The sequence below is a fragment of the Oceanobacillus arenosus genome, from assembly GCF_003369575.1.
GTDB classification, from domain to species: Bacteria; Bacillota; Bacilli; order Bacillales; family Amphibacillaceae; genus Oceanobacillus; species Oceanobacillus arenosus.
Window position 1 is genome coordinate 1 of record NZ_PIOC01000013.1, and the last position, 19540, is coordinate 19540.

At 37.6% G+C, this 19540-nt stretch carries 20 protein-coding genes, 14 tRNA genes, 1 rRNA gene and 1 pseudogene; 29 read left to right on the forward strand and 7 right to left on the reverse strand.

The genetic code is table 11. The features are described 5' to 3' along the window. Positions 1 to 186: 186 nt before the first annotated feature. The 17 genes from rrf (at position 187) to CWR48_RS08015 (ending at position 3291) form a co-directional block, all read left to right on the forward strand. Positions 187 to 302: ribosomal RNA gene (rrf, locus tag CWR48_RS07935) — 5S ribosomal RNA — on the forward strand. A gap of 85 nt (positions 303 to 387) precedes the next feature. Then, positions 388 to 462: transfer RNA gene (locus CWR48_RS07940), tRNA-Asn, on the forward strand. Between the two features lies 1 nt (position 463). Next, positions 464 to 554, forward strand: a tRNA-Ser gene (locus CWR48_RS07945). Positions 555 to 571: 17 nt separating this feature from the next. Further along, a tRNA-Glu gene (locus CWR48_RS07950) sits at positions 572 to 646 on the forward strand. A gap of 4 nt (positions 647 to 650) precedes the next feature. Next, positions 651 to 726 (forward strand) — tRNA-Val (locus CWR48_RS07955). A gap of 25 nt (positions 727 to 751) precedes the next feature. Further along, positions 752 to 828, forward strand: a tRNA-Met gene (locus tag CWR48_RS07960). A 40-nt stretch (positions 829 to 868) separates the two neighbouring features. Then, positions 869 to 945: transfer RNA gene (locus CWR48_RS07965), tRNA-Asp, on the forward strand. 11 nt (positions 946 to 956) lie between these two features. Then, positions 957 to 1029: transfer RNA gene (locus CWR48_RS07970), tRNA-Phe, on the forward strand. A gap of 14 nt (positions 1030 to 1043) precedes the next feature. Continuing rightward, positions 1044 to 1128, forward strand: a tRNA-Tyr gene (locus CWR48_RS07975). A 20-nt stretch (positions 1129 to 1148) separates the two neighbouring features. After that, a tRNA-Trp gene (locus tag CWR48_RS07980) sits at positions 1149 to 1222 on the forward strand. A gap of 13 nt (positions 1223 to 1235) precedes the next feature. Continuing rightward, positions 1236 to 1308, forward strand: a tRNA-His gene (locus CWR48_RS07985). A gap of 33 nt (positions 1309 to 1341) precedes the next feature. Then, a tRNA-Gln gene (locus CWR48_RS07990) sits at positions 1342 to 1416 on the forward strand. A 3-nt stretch (positions 1417 to 1419) separates the two neighbouring features. Next, positions 1420 to 1494: transfer RNA gene (locus CWR48_RS07995), tRNA-Gly, on the forward strand. Between the two features lie 23 nt (positions 1495 to 1517). Then, positions 1518 to 1591, forward strand: a tRNA-Cys gene (locus CWR48_RS08000). Between the two features lie 17 nt (positions 1592 to 1608). After that, a tRNA-Leu gene (locus CWR48_RS08005) sits at positions 1609 to 1692 on the forward strand. A 239-nt stretch (positions 1693 to 1931) separates the two neighbouring features. Then, positions 1932 to 2216: a phospholipase gene (locus CWR48_RS20805; protein WP_115772718.1), complete on the forward strand. Its 285-nt coding sequence runs from the start codon at positions 1932 to 1934 to the stop codon at positions 2214 to 2216. A gap of 223 nt (positions 2217 to 2439) precedes the next feature. Then, complete coding sequence (locus CWR48_RS08015) at positions 2440 to 3291, forward strand: DegV family protein (protein ID WP_115772719.1); 852 nt, start codon at positions 2440 to 2442, stop codon at positions 3289 to 3291. Between the two features lie 388 nt (positions 3292 to 3679). On the opposite strand, the gene lspA is transcribed toward CWR48_RS08015, so the two are convergent. Both lspA and CWR48_RS08030 read right to left on the reverse strand, forming a co-directional pair. Continuing rightward, the gene (lspA, locus tag CWR48_RS08020) at positions 3680 to 4126 is read right to left on the reverse strand and encodes a signal peptidase II (RefSeq protein WP_115772720.1); all 447 of its coding nucleotides are present in this window, start codon (positions 4124 to 4126) and stop codon (positions 3680 to 3682) included. 1175 nt (positions 4127 to 5301) lie between these two features. Continuing rightward, complete coding sequence (locus CWR48_RS08030; protein WP_115772722.1) at positions 5302 to 5511, reverse strand: hypothetical protein; 210 nt, start codon at positions 5509 to 5511, stop codon at positions 5302 to 5304. Between the two features lie 287 nt (positions 5512 to 5798). Between CWR48_RS08030 and CWR48_RS08040 the strand changes: the two genes are divergently transcribed. Further along, complete coding sequence (locus CWR48_RS08040; protein WP_115772723.1) at positions 5799 to 6131, forward strand: beta-ketoacyl-[acyl-carrier-protein] synthase family protein; 333 nt, start codon at positions 5799 to 5801, stop codon at positions 6129 to 6131. A 280-nt stretch (positions 6132 to 6411) separates the two neighbouring features. Here CWR48_RS08040 and CWR48_RS08045 read toward each other — a convergent pair whose 3' ends face one another. Together CWR48_RS08045 and CWR48_RS21080 are read right to left on the reverse strand one after the other, a co-directional pair. Beyond that, complete coding sequence (locus CWR48_RS08045) at positions 6412 to 7476, reverse strand: VOC family protein (protein ID WP_115772724.1); 1065 nt, start codon at positions 7474 to 7476, stop codon at positions 6412 to 6414. Positions 7477 to 7556: 80 nt separating this feature from the next. Continuing rightward, positions 7557 to 7676: a tautomerase family protein gene (locus CWR48_RS21080; protein WP_342772441.1), complete on the reverse strand. Its 120-nt coding sequence runs from the start codon at positions 7674 to 7676 to the stop codon at positions 7557 to 7559. Positions 7677 to 8041: 365 nt separating this feature from the next. Between CWR48_RS21080 and CWR48_RS08055 the strand changes: the two are divergent. Continuing rightward, a pseudogene (locus CWR48_RS08055) lies at positions 8042 to 8561 on the forward strand (transposase); the annotation flags it as partial. A 714-nt stretch (positions 8562 to 9275) separates the two neighbouring features. Here the strand turns inward: CWR48_RS08055 and CWR48_RS08060 are convergent. Further along, entirely contained in the window at positions 9276 to 9623 is a 348-nt protein-coding gene (locus CWR48_RS08060; RefSeq protein ID WP_115772725.1) for a winged helix-turn-helix transcriptional regulator, read from the reverse strand. Positions 9624 to 9740: 117 nt separating this feature from the next. On the opposite strand from CWR48_RS08060, the gene CWR48_RS08065 reads away from it, so the two are divergent. The 10 genes from CWR48_RS08065 (at position 9741) to CWR48_RS08110 (ending at position 17824) form a co-directional block, all read left to right on the forward strand. Then, positions 9741 to 10802, forward strand: a complete 1062-nt coding sequence (locus CWR48_RS08065) for an LLM class flavin-dependent oxidoreductase (protein WP_115772726.1) — start codon at positions 9741 to 9743, stop codon at positions 10800 to 10802. 30 nt (positions 10803 to 10832) lie between these two features. Continuing rightward, a complete protein-coding gene (locus CWR48_RS08070) occupies positions 10833 to 11891 on the forward strand; it encodes an LLM class flavin-dependent oxidoreductase (protein WP_115772727.1) in 1059 nt (352 codons plus the stop codon). A gap of 12 nt (positions 11892 to 11903) precedes the next feature. Further along, positions 11904 to 12470: an NADPH-dependent FMN reductase gene (locus tag CWR48_RS08075; RefSeq protein WP_115772728.1), complete on the forward strand. Its 567-nt coding sequence runs from the start codon at positions 11904 to 11906 to the stop codon at positions 12468 to 12470. A gap of 244 nt (positions 12471 to 12714) precedes the next feature. Further along, complete coding sequence (locus CWR48_RS08080; RefSeq protein ID WP_115772729.1) at positions 12715 to 13035, forward strand: winged helix-turn-helix transcriptional regulator; 321 nt, start codon at positions 12715 to 12717, stop codon at positions 13033 to 13035. Between the two features lie 303 nt (positions 13036 to 13338). Continuing rightward, positions 13339 to 13722, forward strand: coding sequence for a hypothetical protein (locus CWR48_RS08085; RefSeq protein WP_115772730.1), 384 nt, complete (start codon positions 13339 to 13341; stop codon positions 13720 to 13722). A 287-nt stretch (positions 13723 to 14009) separates the two neighbouring features. Next, the gene (locus CWR48_RS08090; RefSeq protein ID WP_115772731.1) at positions 14010 to 14567 is read left to right on the forward strand and encodes a hypothetical protein; all 558 of its coding nucleotides are present in this window, start codon (positions 14010 to 14012) and stop codon (positions 14565 to 14567) included. A 102-nt stretch (positions 14568 to 14669) separates the two neighbouring features. Continuing rightward, positions 14670 to 14864 (forward strand): hypothetical protein, encoded by a 195-nt coding sequence (locus CWR48_RS08095; RefSeq protein ID WP_115772732.1) that lies wholly within the window; start codon positions 14670 to 14672, stop codon positions 14862 to 14864. A 579-nt stretch (positions 14865 to 15443) separates the two neighbouring features. Continuing rightward, complete coding sequence (locus CWR48_RS08100; RefSeq protein ID WP_115772733.1) at positions 15444 to 15917, forward strand: stress protein; 474 nt, start codon at positions 15444 to 15446, stop codon at positions 15915 to 15917. Between the two features lie 55 nt (positions 15918 to 15972). Continuing rightward, a complete protein-coding gene (locus CWR48_RS08105) occupies positions 15973 to 16587 on the forward strand; it encodes a peptidoglycan-binding domain-containing protein (protein ID WP_115772734.1) in 615 nt (204 codons plus the stop codon). Positions 16588 to 17170: 583 nt separating this feature from the next. Beyond that, positions 17171 to 17824 carry a 2OG-Fe(II) oxygenase gene (locus CWR48_RS08110; protein ID WP_115772735.1) on the forward strand — a complete coding sequence of 218 codons (654 nt, stop codon included), beginning with the start codon at positions 17171 to 17173 and terminating at the stop codon, positions 17822 to 17824. A gap of 226 nt (positions 17825 to 18050) precedes the next feature. On the opposite strand, the gene CWR48_RS08115 is transcribed toward CWR48_RS08110, so the two are convergent. Then, on the reverse strand, positions 18051 to 19325 hold the full coding sequence (locus tag CWR48_RS08115; RefSeq protein ID WP_115772736.1) for a hypothetical protein: 1275 nt from the start codon (positions 19323 to 19325) through the stop codon (positions 18051 to 18053). After that, positions 19273 to 19540 (reverse strand): hypothetical protein (locus tag CWR48_RS20595; protein WP_211316728.1); only part of this gene is annotated, 268 nt, incomplete at its 5' end. The genes CWR48_RS08115 and CWR48_RS20595, both read right to left, overlap by 53 nt.

A 19540-nucleotide genomic window follows, 5' to 3' on the forward strand; every position in this document is an offset into this window, starting at 1 on the left:
GAGCTTACGGATACTAATCGATCGAGGACTTAACTAAATTCTTATTTGATTGTCGTTACCATTACTCTTATTTAGTTTTTAAGGTATAAAGCATAATTATTTAAAAAAGTGCTTGAAATTCTTAATAAAAACAAGTATAATATAGATTGTCACTAATTTTTAAAAAGATGATTTGGATTGGAATTGTCTGGTAGTAATAGCGAAGAGGTCACACCTGTTCCCATCTCGAACACAGTAGTTAAGCTCTTCAGCGCCGATGGTAGTTGGGACTTTGTCCCTGCAAGAGTAGGACGCCGCCAGGCAATCTCCATTCAGTGACATTATAATGACTGAATGAAGCCGCTCCAAATAATCTTGCAATAGGACAGGTATTCGAATTAGAATCATTCCACAGTAGCTCAGTGGTAGAGCAATCGGCTGTTAACCGATCGGTCGTAGGTTCGAATCCTACCTGTGGAGCCATGGAGAGCTGTCCGAGTGGCCGAAGGAGCACGATTGGAAATCGTGTAGGCCGTTACACGGCCTCGAGGGTTCGAATCCCTCGCTCTCCGCCATTTTTAATAAATAATATGGCCCGTTGGTCAAGCGGTTAAGACACCGCCCTTTCACGGCGGTATCACGGGTTCGAATCCCGTACGGGTCACCAATATGGAGGATTAGCTCAGCTGGGAGAGCACCTGCCTTACAAGCAGGGGGTCGCAGGTTCGAGCCCTGCATCCTCCACCATTAATTCTTAATAACTTGATATTATCGCGGGGTGGAGCAGTCTGGTAGCTCGTTGGGCTCATAACCCAAAGGTCGTAGGTTCAAATCCTGCCCCCGCAACCAAATGTTTTGTATAAAAGCATTTCACTTACATAGTATATATGGTCCGGTAGTTCAGTTGGTTAGAATGCCTGCCTGTCACGCAGGAGGTCGCGGGTTCGAGTCCCGTCCGGACCGCCATCTATATATATGGCTCGGTAGCTCAGTCGGTAGAGCAAAGGACTGAAAATCCTTGTGTCGGCGGTTCGATTCCGTCCCGCGCCATTTTAATTTAATATGGAGGGGTAGCGAAGTGGCTAAACGCGGCGGACTGTAAATCCGCTCCCTCAGGGTTCGGCAGTTCGAATCTGCCCCCCTCCACCATATTTTTTCCAAAAGCAAATAGGGGTATAGTTTAACGGTAGAACTACGGTCTCCAAAACCGTCAATGTGGGTTCGATTCCTACTACCCCTGCCATTTTATTTTTATGGCGGTCGTGGCGAAGTGGTTAACGCACCGGATTGTGGCTCCGGCACACGTGGGTTCGATCCCCATCGATCGCCCCTTAAATAATAATTAATATAAAAATAGATAATTGGGCTATAGCCAAGCGGTAAGGCATCGGGTTTTGATCCCGTGTATCCTAGGTTCGAATCCTAGTAGCCCAGCCATTGGCGGAAGTAGTTCAGTGGTAGAACACCACCTTGCCAAGGTGGGGGTCGCGGGTTCGAATCCCGTCTTCCGCTCCAATATTTATTCTTCTCGTAAATATGGCGGTATAGCCAAGTGGTAAGGCAAAGGTCTGCAAAACCTCTATCACCGGTTCAAATCCGGTTACCGCCTCCATAATAGTATTAACACATGCCGGTGTGGCGGAATTGGCAGACGCGCGGGACTCAAAATCCCGTGTCTTCACGGACGTGTCGGTTCGACCCCGACCACCGGTATCAGAAACTCAAGAAACGTTATAATATCAAGACTTCACATTACATTATGTGAGGTCTTTTTGTTTTTCCTTTTAAGCACTAAAGGATCGTGGGGAGAGATTCCTTTTGTCAATTAGTTTTTGTTTAACTATGGAACGATAAACCTATCCCCATGGACCTAGCAATAATGTCTAAGCAATCTCTAATTAAAAACATAATTTAATTAATGTAGACCTGCTTCTGTTAGGGGGTGAGAGGAGATGAATCGTAGAGGAAGAGGGTCCCCACGTTTTTGTATTTTTCCAGGATATAATTGGTGTGGTCCAGGGTGTAGCGGGCCTGATAAACCCATTAATGCGGTAGATGCTGTATGCAAAGAACATGATATTTGCTACCGGAAGACAGGAGATTATTGTCGTTGTGATGTTCAATTCGTTAACCGGCTTGCAAAGCTTCAAAATCCATATACCGAAGAGGGACGACATGCTAGACTAATGCTTCAGTATATGAGAATACAACGAGATATCAACTGTCTTTTTAGGTAGGAATGGACCGTGGGGACAGGTTCCTTGTACCAATTAGTTTTTAGGTTAACTATGGGACGATGAACCTGTCCCCTTGGACCTGCCCTTGGACCTGCTCTAGTATTCTTTCCTAGTAAATATTTATAAAAAATTCTGATAAAAATCTAATTTTAATATATAGTTAAATTAGGTATTCGAGAATGAGTTATGATGCATAATGAGGGAGCGGAAGGGGTTTAGATAAATGAGTAGAATTATTTTAACAACAGAGAGCGGAGCAGATTTACCACTTGATGTGGCTATGGAACATGCGGTTCAAGTGGTACCGATGCACGTTATTATGGATCGAAAAGATTATTTAGATGGTTCATTGCCGGTAGAAGATATATATGAATACCATGAGCGAACGAAAAAAGTTCCATCTACAACCGCAACTAATGTCCATGAATATGAGCAGTTCTTCAAGAAGATAAAAGCGAACTATCCGGGGTGTGTCATTATACATATTGGATATACTTCTAAGGCATCTTCTTCTTTTCAAAATGCAATCATTGCAACGGAAGAGTTGAATGATATTTACCTAATTGATGCGTTAAACGTAACAGGAGGATTAGCTGCAATTGTGATGTTTGCAGTAGACTTATTGGAGAAAAAACCTACGATTGAACCTGAATACTTAGTAGAAAAAATCGAATTCATCGTTCCGAAATCCAGGCTAGCTTTTGTTCCTGGTAGTTTAGAATTCTTAAAAGCGGGCGGAAGGGTTAGTAATCTTGCTTATCTAGGGGGTGCTCTGTTAAAAATCAAGCCTCGTATTGAATTAATAGATGGAAAACTTGTTTCTACCAAAAAATATCGCGGAAACATGAGCACTGTTTCAGAAAAACTTATGCATGAGTATTTAAATCAATACGATTTAAATAAAGAATATATTTATTTATTATACTCTGTTGGCCTTGATGAAAGCATCAAGGCGAGAATGACCAATATCGCAAAAGAACATGGATTTGAAAATATCAAATGGATGCAAGCCGGTGCAATGATCTCTACCCACGCTGGTCCAGGTGGATTTGGAATTGCTGGATTGGAAAGATAGATTATTTTTTTAGCTGGTCTCAATCACAGTAGTAAAAGCTAAAACAAGAGGACATAGGGATAGTACCTTGTCTAATAAATTGGTGCTGGTGGATCTTTCAAATCAAACATAACTAATTGTTTATGAATTTTTTAGGAGGATAGCAATGTAAAACAGTACGAAAAGAATTTGGAAGTGTAACAAAAGATTTACTAACCTGATTTCAAGTAGATAGTTATATTTTAAATCCATTACTATCTATAATATAGGCCCAAACTTGTCCAATACAAATAACAGACATGGGTCAAGTTTGAAACTTGGCTCATGCCCATAACGTTACATAACATAAAGTTACTAATCATTTTAAAAACTTTAGCTGCTAGTTAATATTTATTAGAGTTATCCTTTTCTAGAGAATCTCTTGCTTCTTTTTCAACCAGCTAACGACTGCATAAATAATAAGCAGTAGCACTCCTATCTCAATAGCATGGTCGGCCAAGTTAAGAACTCCACCAGACCGTATGATAAAGTCTGTCACCTGCCCAAACAAAAGTCTATCAATGCCATTTCCGATTGCTCCTCCAACTAGGAAACCAAAACTACTATCGATGAGTGCACCCTTCATTTCTTCGGTTCTACGAATATATAAAACACCTATAACAAACAACACAGCTACAAATCCGAAGAGTCTTGCATAGCCTAGAAATAAACCTCCTGCCATCCCACTATTCTCGATATGTGTGAGTTGTATTCCCCACAATGTAAATGTTTCATTAATGTCAATGTAGATACGAATTAGATATTTAGAAATCTGATCCATCACAATAACGAGAATTGCAATTACATAAAATAGCATATATAGTCCTTCTTTCTTGCAGAATTATTTGTATCCTAATTCTCAGTATAATTGAAAGCATTTTTCTTTCCTATCATGAAGCTCTTATACGTTTATTAAATAAATTCTTTACAAATTGAAGGGAATACAAGACTCTTTGTTGAAAAGTTCAACTGATATATTTCCTTGATATTTAACCATTAATAGGACCAGCGGTATTAACATTAAGATCCATAAGAAATCAAGCATAAAGTTTCCAATAGAAAATTTTTTATCTTGACGTCACATTTACGTTGGTTATTATAATTTAAATATGGCCGGCAAAACATAGTCAAATCAAGCCTTTATTAACCAAAATGACAGTGCGTAGCCTCGTGGCATGCATATGAGCATGTACAGCAAATCGGTAAACCAAATAAGAAAGTATTCTCCGTTACAAAAGCGGGAAAGGAAACCTTGATGAAGTGGATTGCTCGTTCTCCTTCCGAAGCTATGATCCGAGATGAATTTCTTGTTAAGATCTATGCTATGGGGTTGTCGGGAGAATAAGGTTCCAAAAAAATAGTTTGGGAACGAATTTCAGATTTAGAAGAGAAGGTGGATTCTCTATCAGAAAAAATAGCAGAGGCCGAAGAAAACAAAGAATTGTATACTTCGGTTATTTAATCTTTAGCATTTTCGCGACGATTGCTGCCATGGAAATAAATAAAGTTTTGTTTTTCGTTTTGCTCTTACTTGATATTGAATTTTTTGGATTATTTTTAAATTCCTTCAATATGATGTATAGTGCAACCTATACAATGGCTGCCATAGCTGAATTGCTGGTTGCGTTGGTATCTTTCTATGGTTTTGGAGCAGTTTTGATCAACACATGCTTCAAAAAAGTTTTGCTGCCATTAGGAAATCCATTTGGTATTTTTGTAAAATAGCACGGTCTAGAAAAAACTTTACATGTCTATCATTCCAAACAAAGGTGAGTATCGGTTAGCCCAATATCTCACCTTTTTCATTTATGCAATATCATGTATCTTATTTTGATATTATTGCTGTTGTAGATCAAAGGATCAAAGTGTCAATCCCAATGTCATCAAGCCAAGTTATCAATTAATTTCCAATTAGAATTTTAACGATATTCTTAGAGGAAAAAGCGCAAACTCTCTTTAAGAGAATGGGCACTTCGTTTATTCGCTCTATGTTTAGCGTGACGCTTTTGGAGGTTGACACACGTCACACTTACGTTGATTATTATCTTTAAATTTCTTGAATGCTTTTTCAAAGTTGTTGCCACATGCACATTTAAAAAGTAACTTTTGAGAAAAACCGTGATATTCCGTCGTTAGCAACTTACTTTCCGAATTGCTCTCAACAAACTCTTTAATTTTACCAATGGTCCATCGTTTATTCATTCTCTTGCACCTCCATATTTTATCCCGCATGTAACGGGGAGTAAGACCCCCACCTCAAAAGTTCGAGAATGCAAAGAAGTTTAGGTGGGGGTCAAACTCCCCGTAAATGTCCGATTCTGTTCAACTAACAATCAGTGGGGGATGGAAAATCCCCCCACTGATTGAAGTTTCACTTTATCGATAAGCGGAGGCCTTTCCTGGCATCCGTTCAATTAAAAGTAAAAGTAGTAATTAACTTAAGTTCCTCATTATAACATGGGCTGGCACACAAATAAACAGATGAAGGTATCTTATTAACTCCAATATCAGCAATTCGAAGATTATTAGATATAACAAGGCCATCCATCCGGGATATAGATATATTTGAAATTAATGGGGCCTTTGCTTCTCAGGCTTTAGCAGTTCAGAAAGAGCTCTCGATCGAACCGTTAAAATTGAATGTGAATGGTGGAGCGATTGCACTTGGCCATCCTGTTGGTGCATCAGGGGTTAGAATCGTAGTTACTCTCATGTATGATTTACAACGAAGAGGTGGGCGGTACGGTATTACTTCACTATGTGCAGTAGGGAGGAGGCCAAGGCAGGGCAATCTAACTGAGAATCAAGCATTAAAAAAATGAAGATTTTTATCAAAAAAGTGATGAATGGTTAACTTATCAAGTCCTAAACAATAAAAAGTCATAAAAAATAAAATGGTGATACATAACTAATATGTATCACCATTTCCTTTTTTGTTCCATAAACGCTAGTACCCTGCTGCTCGCCTTATCGGTTAGACAAAAAGGTCTGCTCGAAATACCTGAAAATGCTAGTCATTCCTGATGTCAAAGGAACGACTCTCTATATTCTTAAACTATGTCATTGATTAACACACCTTACTTATTCCTAAATCCACCCTAATTATTTTGTTACTTTATCGACTCCATATGGTTTGCCAAATTCACTGAATTTGAAGTCGCAAAGCAAGTTGTCTGGTGTATTAAAATAGACATTGGCTTCTTCGATTGGGTCGTTGATTACCGGAGTTCCATAGCGGAAGTAGGTTACTGGTAATTTACCACCGTACCAGATAATGGCTTGTTCTTTTAAGTCACCGGTCCATCTTCTAGGTTCCCAGTCTGGTTCAAAAATTAAATATCCTGAATCACCAAATAATTCAATGCGGTTTCCGCCTGGTTCAATGATATACATACATAATGCTTGAGATACACCTTGTTTTAATGGTCCAGCTTCAATCGGAACCCCATATTCCACACATAGATCGGAAAGGTCATTTAGGTTTTCAGGAAGTCCGTACCAGAAGGCTAGATGGTGTAATCTGTTTCCGTTTCCTAATTCATCTTCCATAAGGGCGATTTCATGTACGATTGGGCTGACAGATAGCCAAGAAGCATGGTAAATGCCTTCGTCGTCAATTAATCCTTCACGAACGTTGAACCCAAGATTATCAACCATGAAATCTTTATTCTCTTCTACGTCGGCAGTTAATAAGTTAATATGATCAATACGGCGAACAGGAACACCGGATAATGGGCGCCTTTGTGGACGGTTTAATAAGACGGATTCTTGTCCGGCTGGTGCTTGGTAACGCTCGACCTCCCAGAAGATTTCCATATTATGACCGTTTGGAGTTCTGAATTGGTAGGCACGGCCATGACCATAGCTTTCTTCCTTCCAACCTTTACCTAGACCAGTTTTTTCAATTGCTTCTACACGGCGGTATAGGGCATTTTCGGAAGTTGCTCTCCAGGAAACATGGGCTAAACCGGGTTCGTCATTTTCGGTAAGAATCAATGAATAGATATAAGAATCTTCATATGCACGCAGGTATACAGATTTTCCTTCTAGATGAACAACGGTCATTCCAAGTAGTTTTGTAAAGAATTCTACTGATTTTTCTAACTTTGGTGTGTATAACTCTGCATGTGCTAATTGTGCTGTATCAAATATCGGTTCTTTTGTCATAATTGATAACTCTCCCTTGTATTTATTTTATTTTCTTAAATCAAGCGCTTCCATTTTATGGAGAAATGAAAAGGCTAGGGCTATCCTCCTAATCGTTTTGCAGTCTTTCCGCCGATTCCCCAATGAATTTTTGGAACCTCTGTGACAAAGATACGAATATTTTCCTTCGGGGAATTTAGGGTCTCTGAAATGGTAGCGATTACATTTCGATTAACGCTTCAATTTTTCCAAGACGATGGCCCTCCATCATGCTGATTGTTCGAAGGATAACTTTTTTACAGGTAGTGCACGTGCTTTCATCATACTAGTAAGTAAGTATTAAAAATACCCATTTGTTCCCCTATACGGAACAGTTAGGAAGATTCTGAAATTTGTTCGGTCAAATAACAATAAGAAGATGTGGATGGTTAAGTGGTTTTAGGATAAAGTGAAACTTCAATCAGTGGGGTCTTTTCCATTCCTCACTTCCGCTAAGCTTGAGGTGAGGGTCTTACTAGCCGTTAATAGTAGATGAGGGAAATAGACGTGCAAAGCATGGATATCCATTTAAAAGAGAAATTAGTTCAAAGCACTTGACGCATATAAACTACACCTAGAACAATTACTTGAAGAATTTGATCTCGCCACAACTAAAACTTGAAAAAGTTGAAAAAGAAGCAACTGACGCACTTAAAAAAATTACTTTCGCCAACAAAATACTCAGTATTAAAGGAATTACTGAAATTACACTGGGAGGCATTTTAGGTGAAGCTGGTGATTTAAGTAAATTCGCCCACGGCAATTCCTTATTACGACATGCAGGTTTAAACTTAGCAGAGGCTAGCTCAGGTAAATGGAAAGGACAAATTGTCATCTCTAAGCGTGGAAGATCTCGCCTAAGGCGTTACTTGTTCTTAACGACAATGAGTCTGGTGGCAAACAACCCTGAGTTTAAAGAACTTCATGCCTACAATGTCAAAGTGAAAAAGATGAAAAAAATGAAATCTATCATGAAACTGATTGGAAAATTAGCAAGAATATTAGTAGGAATTGCTCGAAATAATGAGCCTTATTGTCCTGATAAAGTACAATCCTTAGCGGCATAACTTCCTTAATAAAACAGAAATTAACTAGACCTTTACTATTAGCATTATAGTGAATGTTGGCTTATTCGTAGGATCTCAAAGAAAAGCACGGAGTACTGGAATTATTAAACAAAAGGGCACAGACCCATTACTTTAGCAAAACCGGCCTCCACCCCTTGGATAGGCATGACGAAGGAATGAGAGGGCATTAGACCCGTTGAGACGTGGGAGGGAAAGCCTCCAGGGGCGGCGAGGAGAATGCGTGCAGTATATTTTTAGAATGTTTGGAGTCCTTAACTCCTCTATTCCTGCATGCCTTCATGTAGCCTTAATAGCAATACTCATTCCATTTATCCGTTATTGTACTTACAAGTGGTTTGGAATCCTGCGAATAAGCGAGCATTTACGAGTAAATTGAATCTAACTGAGGGAGTTTAATAAGAAAATTAACCTGGATCTATTAATAGAGGTCCTTTCAGTGTTAAATATATAACGATACTTGCTCTATATTGACAGTGCAATTGACAGCCGAATTGACACCGGTTTTTCTATGTACAATATCTATTGTCTTATAAAAAAGAAATGAGATATTCGGATTCCAAAATAGCCTGATTTAACTATTAAGCATTGATATGACAGCAAAAATGACGTAGCCAATTCATACCCCATTTTGCTGTCATTTAATTAATATGCAACTCAAAACGGAACCCTTTACTTCAAGAACAGCCTGCTTATTTAGTTATTATTTTGGTTTAATTTCTTCCTTTTATGCATGGTGTGTTTTGTTCCCCAGTCATGCATAGCTTCTAAAATCGGTTCCAAACTTTTGCCATATTCTGTAATAGAATACTCTACTTTGGGAGGAACTTGCGGGTATACCACTCGATTAATAATATCCTCGTCTTCCAGTTCTCGTAACTGCTTCGTTAACATCTTTTGTGTAATGCCAGGCATGCTTCGTTTCAATTCATTGAAACGTTTTGTACCTTCCTGTAGTAGATGTAATAAAATAATTGGTTTCCACTTACCAACTAATATGCCTAAAGCATCCTCTACACGACAATATTCAGGTATCTTCTCCATCTAATCCCTCCTTAGTATCTTTTTGTATACTATACCACTTTTTAGTGCGTACTTACATATAAGTTTTATATAATCTATAATAGCATTGTAAAGTAATAATTGAAAGGGGGAAATAATATGGAAGAATTTCGTATAAACAAAAACAATGGTATGGAAATTGGATTATATACGTTAGGAGATCATGTATCAGATCCTAGAACCGGAGAAATAATGAGCGAACACCGTCGAATGAAAGAGATGGTTGCCATGGCAAAACTTGCAGAAGATGCAGGGCTTGATGTATATGGTGTTGGGGAAAGTCACCAAAAACATTTTATTGCCTCATCAACTCCTACCATTCTTGCGGCAATAGCTTCTGCAACAGAAAAGATAAAACTGATTAGTTCCTCGACCGTTTTAAGTGCAGATGATCCAGTTCGCGTATATGAGCAATTTTCAACCTTGGATTTGCTCTCCGACGGTCGTGCCGAAATCGTTACGGGACGTGGCTCCAGATATGGAGTTTATGAATTATTTGGTTATGATATGAAAGATTTCGAGGAACTGTTCGAAGAGAAAATCGATCTTCTATTGAAATTAAATAGCGAGCAGAAAATTACTTGGAGTGGTAAATTTCGCCCAGCCTTAAACGATGCAGAGATTTTCCCGAAACCACTTTCCGGGAAACTGCCAATTTGGAGAGCTGTAGGAGGAAAACCAGCCAGTGCAATCAAAGCAGGTAAAATAGGAATGCCGATGCACTTAGCTGCCCTTTATGGAGCTTCCAGTGTGTTTAAACATACCGTTGATGCCTATCACCGAACTGCTACAGAAGCAGGTTTTGATTCTGCCAAGCTCCCCGTGGCAATGGCAACCATGATGTATTTGGATAAAGACTCTCAAACCGCTCTTAAAGAATACTATCCGTACCTTAATAATACATTTACACAATTGCGTGGGACTCCTTTTCCTAAAGATAGATATGCGGAAGCGACAAGTGTGAAAAACGCCATCATGGTGGGAAGCCCTCAACAAATTATTGAAAAGATACTGTACCAATATGAGTTGTATGGACATCAACGTTTTATTGTACAAATCGACCATGGAAACCTGCCCTTTAAAAAGATACAGGAAATGATTGAGATGTTTGCAACAGAGGTCGTTCCAGCTATACGTAAAGCGACAAAAGGTAGTAATTAATTACTTACAAAAAGAAAGGTTGAGAAATAAATGGAAAAATATCGTATCGACCCAAGCAAAGGGTTGGAATTTGGAATATATACATTGGGGGATCATATCCCAGATCCTCTTACAGGAGAGCGAATCTCTGCTGAACAACGGATTCATGAAATAATAGAATTAGCTAAGTTAGCCGAGCAGGCAGGTATTGATTTCTTTAGTGTAGGGGAGAGTCATCAGGAGTATTTTGCGACACAGGCACATTCTGTTGTTTTGTCAGCAATTGCACAAGCAACGGAGAAAATTAAAATCTCAAGCTCTGCTACAATTATCAGTACATCAGATCCGGTCCGAGTATATGAGGATTTTGCGACCATAGACTTGATCTCAAAAGGCCGTACAGAGATAATTGCTGGTCGGGCATCAAGAGTAGGGCTCTATGACTTATTAGGCTATAATCTTCGTGACTATGAAGAGTTGTTTGAAGAAAAGTTTGAGCTATTATTGAAAATTAATGAAGAGAGAATTGTCAATTGGAGTGGACAATTCCGAGCTCCATTAAGAAATGCAGAGGTTATTCCTCGTCCTCAAAATGGTTCTCTACCCATTTGGCGTGCCGTTGGTGGACCACCTGCAAGTGCAATTAAGGCTGGATATGCAGGTGTTCCTATGTTCCTGGCTAACTTAGGTGGGCCGGCTACCAGTTTTAAGTTTTCTGTTGATGCATATCGTGAAGCTGCGAGACAAAATGGTTTTGACCCGTCCGAGCTGCCGATTTCAACTGCCGGATTCTTCTATGTGGCTGAAACGACGCAGCAGGCACAGAAAGAAGTATACCCTCACGTTAACCAAGGGATGAAACTAATTAATGGACGAGGTTATCCGAAGCAGCAATTTGCACAGAGCTCAGATACAAGAGACGTCATGAATGTTGGAAGTCCACAGCAGATCATCGAAAAGATTTTATACCAGCATGAACTATTTGGACATCAGCGTTATATTGGTCAAATGGATTTCGGTGGTGTCCCATTTGATAAATTGATGAAAAATATTGAGTTGATCGGCAATGAAATTTTACCGGCAATCAAAAAATATACTGCAAAGAAATAGGGAGTTGAGAATATGAAGATTGTACTATTATCAGGATCAAAAGTTGGATCAAAGACAAGAACAGCAATGGATTATACGAAGAAAGCCATTACTGAAAAATATCCAAACGCACAAACGTCATTAATTGATTTAGCAGAATATGATGTGGAGTTTAGTGATGGACGGAATTATTTAGAATATGAGGGCGACACAGGGTATGTAACGAAAACAATCATGGAAGCTGATGCCATTATTATTGGAACGCCTATCTTTCAAGCGTCCATTCCGGCTACATTGAAGAATATATTTGATTTACTACCTGTTAATGCACTTCAGCACAAAGTAGCCAGCATCCTAGTTACGGCTGGTTCTTCAAAGCATTATTTAATTGCCGAAAACCAATTAAAACCTATTTTGGGCTATATGAAGGCACAAATCGTTCAGACGTATGTTTTTGTTGAAGAGCAAGATTTCCATAGAAAGGAAATCACAAATGATGATGTGCTATTCCGAATTGACCGGTTGATAGAAGACACTGTCGTACTAACTGAGACCTATACAAAGATTCGTGAAGAAAAAGAGGCTGCATATGGTTTTTAACGATTAATCATTACGTTAAATCAGGAAACATCATGGAAGGCAAAGTAAACGTATAACATGCAAAATAAGCTGCCAATTCATTTTAATACGTAAGGCAGGGCACTTATCAATCTGGTAGGGGTCCTGCCTTTTTTAATCTCCACAACTTACAATGATTTTAATTTTTATTCGAAAAGAAGTGAAGAGGTGATTGTACATATGAACATATACATTTTAACTAAGTAAATGATAGGAGTGGTTAAAAATGACAGAATTTAAGATAGACCATAGTCAAGATGAGGCTATTAATATTCTAAGTAAGCGATGGAATGGATTGATTATTTGCTTTTTGATCAATGGAAAACAACGTTTCCACACTATTAAATCTAACTTAGGTATAAGCGGAAGAATGCTATCCGTAAGAATAAAGGAATTGGAGAGACAGGGAATTATTAATCGAGAAATAATCCCAACAACTCCTGTACGAATTGAATATTCTTTGACTGAAAAAGGTTTATCCTTTGAATCTATTCTGATTGAGATAGAAAAATGGTCAAATAAATGGGAGAGAAGCGAGCAAACTTAGACTTTCACCATGAATATTATCCACGGTAATAGATAATGCAGAGTCAAGTAGGAATTGCCTTATTCATGATATTGATTTTAAAGAAAAATAAAGTGTAAAGGAGAACAGGCAAAGTTTGAGTTTTTCTGTTTTTATTCTTCCGATTATATCCTTATTCAACTAACTTGTGCATTAGTTGAAGATGAGATCGAACAGTAGCTATTGTGCTAAAGGGGCAGAATAGATTAACAAAAATAATACATACAAGTTAGATTTTGTATGATATTTTTAAATATATAAACATATCTAAAGGGAGAAGATTTGTTGAAAAATCTATTGTATATATTGCTTTTTATCCTTTTGTTATCTTTTGTTGGATGTTCTAATGATAAACAGGCAACAAGTAGCATATTCTCATTTACTCAGGAAGAAGAAAATGATTTGCAAAAAATTGCTTATCAATTTTTGGAAGACCTGACACAGAATGAAATAATTAGTGGGGAACAAGCGACAATTTCAGGCTTTAAGTCTGGAAGTGAATTTGTAGTGTTTAATAAAAAAAACAGTGAAACGACGACAGATATTAAAGAAATACAAACAATATTAGTCACCTTTGCCACCAAAGATGAATCCACGTATGAGTCTATCAATGTGTATTTAGATGAGAAAGGTGAAAAGGTATTAGGATTCCGTACAGAGGATAAGTAAGTGTATTTCTTGTATTAGTTTGGAAAGGTAAAATACAGTATATACATAGAAATTGTGAAACATTGTACTTAAACAAGGTGATCATAAATTTGATTGCCCTGTTTTGCAAAAAATTAAATAAAATATTTAGAATATAATGATATTATTGATGTGTAGAGATATAATGATAACAGTTTATCGAAGAAGGAATTGATTTTTAATATATTACTCTGATGTTTTTTAAAAAAGGGTAATTTATTAGAAGTAGCGTATACGGATGTATTAGATGCTTAATTAGGAGGGGATTTTTGGTGAAATTACTATTTTCGATATTTTTCGTAGTTATTGTAATTGTTTCTGGTTGTAGTAACGAAAGTGATGAAGAAAAATTAGAAATTAAAACTATACGGCAAGCAGCATTAGATAGTGATATCTTATCAGAAGATATTTTCTATACTAATGAAATGGATGATAGTGCATTCTCCCTTTTCCAATCTCCAAATGGATATGGCATTCTTAATTTTTCCAATACAGAAAATGGGTGGCTTTATCAGGGTAGTTCGAGTTTTGAGTATACTATTGATTTTGAAACAACATCGTTTACCTTTGGCCAGTATACTTGGCATAACGAGGAAATTTCTTTAGAAAAAGAAAATTATTATACAACAGTATTTTTGGGCGAAGTATTTGACCCTAAAATTGAACGTATTATTGTTGAATATGACAATTTTAAGGAGGAAGCTAGTATTGTAAAAAATGAGGATAGAAGATTTTGGAATCTTATATCTAAGCAGGATGATGGTAATGAAACTTTAAACAAAATTTCTGCTTACTCTTCGGATGGAAAATTACTTTATGAGAAATAGAATAATGATTTATTAAACTAAATGGTGCGTTACTGAAACAACGGTGGTGTCCACTATTCTTTTATAGGTAGTTAACCGTTACAACTTAAAGGGGGAGATGATATGAAGTATTGGTTAACATCTCTTGGAACTTCAATGGCAATAATTTTTGGTGGAGGAGATCTTATCCGTTTTGTAAGAGATTCGGATTTTTACATTGCTGAATTTATAGGGGGTATTATAGGTATTATCATTTTAATTATTGGGAAATTTAGCAAGGGTACTACAAAACCAGATAATAATTCCTTATTAAAGTAACAGGTGCTTTACTTAATTAAGCTCCATAATCAGTAGACCTTAAATATACACCATTTTATACATTGGTGGTATGTTGAGGGTCTTTTGGATATGTAGGAAATTTACTGTCCTACCATACATGAATTAAATGCCAAAATAGACAAATCCAATAAGGTTATAAAAAGTAAGAATCAATTATTAAAAACCGCACTTAGATACGTCACGGTGAACCTTACCATAAATAGAGGCGGTCTTTGAACAGATCGGGATTGAACCGCTGACCCCTACACTGCCAGGGGAGAGGTCGTTGGTTTGAGCCCAATTGACATATTAAGTTAAATCCTTTATCTCAATGGATACAGGCTTTTTGTTTTCTAGTAATGTTGTTGCTTGCGATGAGTTCTCATTAGAAATATTATCTATATTATAAATTACTTTCTGTCAAGAAAATATATACTCTTCATTTAAGAGTGTATAGAGGTAACATTTCAACAGTTTAACAAATATGACTTTTCGATTAATTTGATTATAAACCCTTGAAATTACCAATAAATGGTGAGACTATCGGGTTGTACCAAAATGAATAGAGGAGGAGATAGAATGATAAAAGCGAAACAAGCTGTTGTAACCTCTGCATTAGGGTTAGCTGTGTTAGCAACGCCATTAGCTCTACCGAATCTAGGGGGTTCTACTGGTTCCGCAGAAGCTGCAGAGGTTGGCGCAGAAGTAACTGTTGATCCTGTGGCAATTGGACAAGCTATTGATGATGCGAAGAGAACGGCTGACAATCGAAGTGGTTTTGTCAAAGGAGCGATGGAAAAAGCTTTCTTTGAAGCTGGTCAGCAACATAATGTAATGGTGATGAACTTGAGTCAAGGTTATAATTCAAACCAAGTACAAGGTGTACAATACTTTGATACGGTAGATTACAATGGTATTACCTACGGAGTCTGGGTGTTTGATGAAGGAACATTTGTTAACGAAGGTGATGGAGGATATGATAATTGGGCCTTTAGAGGCTGGTTTGAACGCACCGAGGAACAAGGACACACAGTCAATTTTCATAGACCTTAATTTTCATGAACCCTTAGGAATAATTAGAAACTAATTATTTTAGGAGGAAATTTCGATGAAAAAGAAATGGATAGCCGTAGTACCAGCGATTGCGCTTGTGGTTTCGCCACTTCCATATCAAACCACAAACGCAGCCTCGGAATCTGAAAATGAAGAAATTCAACAGTTAGGGTCAGATTCAGAGTCAGCAATATCACCAGAATTTGAAGCGTTACTTAATTGGCCACCTGAAGAACAGCCAATAGTTAAACAGGGGAGTCATAGTTTTGAAACTGAATTTATTCAAGTGATGTTAAATCACTTTGGGATTGAAACAGAAGTTGATGGCATTTTTGGTTCCCATACCGACCAACAAGTTCGTCAGTTGCAAGCTGAGAATGGGTTAGCTCAGGACGAGATTGTCGGTGTTGATACGTGGACTATATTGCTTGGAAAATATAAAGAAGAGATATTTACGAAAGAAAAAGCAATTAAATTTGCAGAAGAAGTCCTAGATAATGACGATCTTGTATTCAGTATCGTAGGTGAGATTCATAAGGATTCAGATGGACAAGTTTTCTATTCATCGAAAGCACAAAGTCAAGATTTCATTGATAACGGAGGAAGTGGTACAGTCGGATTTTATGATGTGTATGAAAATGGAGATGTTGTAGAGTCAGAACCGAGATAATGTTTTCTGATCAGGCACAATTGCGGAATAACATATGTAGACATTGTAATAAAGTCGCAACGTTTTATCCCTTTGGTTTTCTTACTATCCAAAGGGCTTTTTTATGAAAAACAATAAATATTCCATTAGCAAGCCGGAAATAGAGACAGGTTATTATTTTGCTTTTTCTAAATCAATTAAATCATAAGTTTCGATGCCAAGATTTCTAGAGTGCTGTAATTTGGATAAAACCGAATTATCATTTCAAATTTCGTCTTAGAGCGAATCTCCAACCTTAAAATTTAGAGAAAGTGTCCCTTATAGTCCGAATTAGATTATTTATTACTCTAGGTATAGGTAAAGAATGAAAACAAAAATTTGAAGTGGAATGCATTATTCAAGAAATTAATAAAGAAGATATATTTCGTAAAGATCTTAGCCGAAGATGAATTTAATAACAATAAAAAATCTTATAAAACACGCAATCTATTTTGATTCGATATGAATCTTAATCTGCTAAAAAAATAGAAAATTGTAGTATAATAATACCGGAACGACACATCCAGTAAGCATTGTTCCGAAACTAAAATTATTGAAGGAGTCGATGCACGTGACAAAGGTAAGTGACCGAACGAAGGAACAAACCATTTTTCACCATACCGGAAATCGGTTTCAAACAGAAGACCGGGAGATTCATATTGTTGCCCGTCTGGAAGAGCCGCTTGTTGCCGTTTTAGGGAATGTCTTGAGCGACCAAGAGTGCGACGAACTCATTCAATTATCCAAAGATAACATGCATCGTTCAAAAATCGGGGATTCCCGTCAAGTGAATGACATCCGAACAAGCAGCGGCATGTTTTTTGAAGAAGAACACGACATACTGACAACCATTGAAAAACGGGTAGCGAGCATTATGAATATCCCCGTCGAACACGCAGAAGGGCTTCAAGTCCTGAGATATACACCTGGACAGGAGTACAAAGCCCATTACGACTATTTTTCGGCTGCAAGCAAAGCTTCCAAAAATAACCGGATCAGCACGCTTGTCATGTACTTAAATGATGTGGAAGAAGGCGGTGAAACTTTTTTCCCAGAGCTCGACTTTTCCGTTACGCCGAAGAAGGGAATGGCTGTTTACTTTGAATACTTCTACGACGATCAAACCCTGAATGAGCGAACCCTGCACGGCGGGGCACCGGTCATCACTGGAGAAAAATGGATAGCCACACAATGGATGAGAAGACAAAGAGTGAGATAATCAAGAATTAAAGAATCTAATAAGAGACTTGTTCAATCAAGTCTCTTTTATATTGCACAAGCTTAACCGATGTTTATACCGCCATCAACAACCACTTAAAAAATAACCACTTATTGTAGTAACGCACCAGTTAGCTTAAGTATATTTCTTCACAAACTTTATTTATAGGGCTGAAAATCAATAGATATTTTTATGATTTATATGATTTGGACATTAATAATTGACTTTATTCAAGGTCGTCGTCCTTTAATAATTCTTTCGCATTTTTACCATTAGCAATGATTTTACCCCCAACGTTAAGTTCCTTCACTTCTCCGCCTTCCAGTGCGTAACTTGTAACACCATCACCGTGCGTAATAATGTCTCCTTTAACGGTCAAACTTTCAATTCCCCCCCCTGATTTAATACTTACCGCATTTGCCGCAAGTTCCATGATTACGCCTTTAACTAGGGAATTGCCAACAGACCCATAGGTTGCGACATTTTCTTCAATAATCATATTTCCAATGGGCTTACTGACTTGTATTCCAATGGAACCATCCCCATAGGTTGTGATGGATTTAAATTTAATATTTTCTACTGTACCGTCATATTGGTTAAATCCTCTCGCTCCTAATCCATATGTAATAATATCCTGCGCCAAGAAATCTTTTACTGTTCCAAAATTCACAAATCCAATGCCGCTTGGTCCATAAGATATGACCGGACGATGACTAATCCATTTTTCAACTTTTCCCCATGTATCTAGCACCATGTCATTCACACCGTAAGTCACAATCTCGTCATGATGTTCAACTATTTTTGCTTCCACGCCATACACAATGAATACTGCCGCGGTAATAATATCAGCTGTCCCATACGGCAGCATTCCATTTGAATAGACAGCACCTGTAGTTAGTGATTCTAAATTTACCTTGCCACCTTCATCGCCAAATCCACAAACAAAAATACCTGAGCCAATTACAGGAGCATTTTTAACGCCTATGGAGATGTTTGTTAATTTACAATCTATTTGACTGTTGGGATCTGAATTAAAATTGTATACAGTCATTGCTCCTTGGTACACATTAACGCCATACTTTTGAGGTTGCTCACTATAATGCCTTGAATCGCAAGAAGTAATATGGATATTGTTTCCATAAAGGTTAATTCTGTCTGTTCCTTGCCTAGAAATAACGGAAACCTGACCTGTAATTTGCAGATTTTCAAAGACAAGATTCCCCATATCCGGAATGCCACACACTGTATAAATGGCTCGGTTTGTTTGTTTTGTCATTACAGTTAGGTTTGAGATGGTATTGTTGCGAGTCACTCCAAAACCATCACTATTATTGAAGCTTACTATACATGATTCATTATTTTTTCCATTTAATTGATAGCCTTCAGGTAAAGTGATTGAATGAGGGGAAAGAAGGGAACCTTGTACTTCCAAAACTTGTGGCACATTTTCAGAAATAGAATTCAATAATTCTAATAATGTAGTTATTTTTGTTTTTTTCATTTTTAACATTCACCCTTAAATTTGTTCTACTTATCATAAAGTTATGATGTCCAATTTTTAGAGTGGTATCCTTTCTATAAATAAATCCCGATGTCCTATCCGATAAATTTATTTCACTAACCTGCCCCGTTAGCCATCCATGAAGCGCAAAAATCAGCGCTTCACCACAGAGAATGAAAATGTTTATGATTGCCGATACTGATTCTACGGCTGGG

Coding starts and splice junctions, on each gene's coding strand:
- CWR48_RS20805 (WP_115772718.1), top strand. CDS start 1,932: ATGAATCGTAGAGGAAGAGGGTCCCCACGTTTTTGTATTTTTCCAGGA.
- CWR48_RS08015 (WP_115772719.1), top strand. CDS start 2,440: ATGAGTAGAATTATTTTAACAACAGAGAGCGGAGCAGATTTACCACTT.
- lspA (WP_115772720.1), bottom strand. CDS start 4,126: ATGCTATTTTATGTAATTGCAATTCTCGTTATTGTGATGGATCAGATT.
- CWR48_RS08030 (WP_115772722.1), bottom strand. CDS start 5,511: ATGAATAAACGATGGACCATTGGTAAAATTAAAGAGTTTGTTGAGAGC.
- CWR48_RS08045 (WP_115772724.1), bottom strand. CDS start 7,476: ATGACAAAAGAACCGATATTTGATACAGCACAATTAGCACATGCAGAG.
- CWR48_RS08060 (WP_115772725.1), bottom strand. CDS start 9,623: ATGGAGAAGATACCTGAATATTGTCGTGTAGAGGATGCTTTAGGCATA.
- CWR48_RS08065 (WP_115772726.1), top strand. CDS start 9,741: ATGGAAGAATTTCGTATAAACAAAAACAATGGTATGGAAATTGGATTA.
- CWR48_RS08070 (WP_115772727.1), top strand. CDS start 10,833: ATGGAAAAATATCGTATCGACCCAAGCAAAGGGTTGGAATTTGGAATA.
- CWR48_RS08075 (WP_115772728.1), top strand. CDS start 11,904: ATGAAGATTGTACTATTATCAGGATCAAAAGTTGGATCAAAGACAAGA.
- CWR48_RS08080 (WP_115772729.1), top strand. CDS start 12,715: ATGACAGAATTTAAGATAGACCATAGTCAAGATGAGGCTATTAATATT.
- CWR48_RS08095 (WP_115772732.1), top strand. CDS start 14,670: ATGAAGTATTGGTTAACATCTCTTGGAACTTCAATGGCAATAATTTTT.
- CWR48_RS08100 (WP_115772733.1), top strand. CDS start 15,444: ATGATAAAAGCGAAACAAGCTGTTGTAACCTCTGCATTAGGGTTAGCT.
- CWR48_RS08105 (WP_115772734.1), top strand. CDS start 15,973: ATGAAAAAGAAATGGATAGCCGTAGTACCAGCGATTGCGCTTGTGGTT.
- CWR48_RS08110 (WP_115772735.1), top strand. CDS start 17,171: ATGCACGTGACAAAGGTAAGTGACCGAACGAAGGAACAAACCATTTTT.
- CWR48_RS08115 (WP_115772736.1), bottom strand. CDS start 19,325: ATGAAAAAAACAAAAATAACTACATTATTAGAATTATTGAATTCTATT.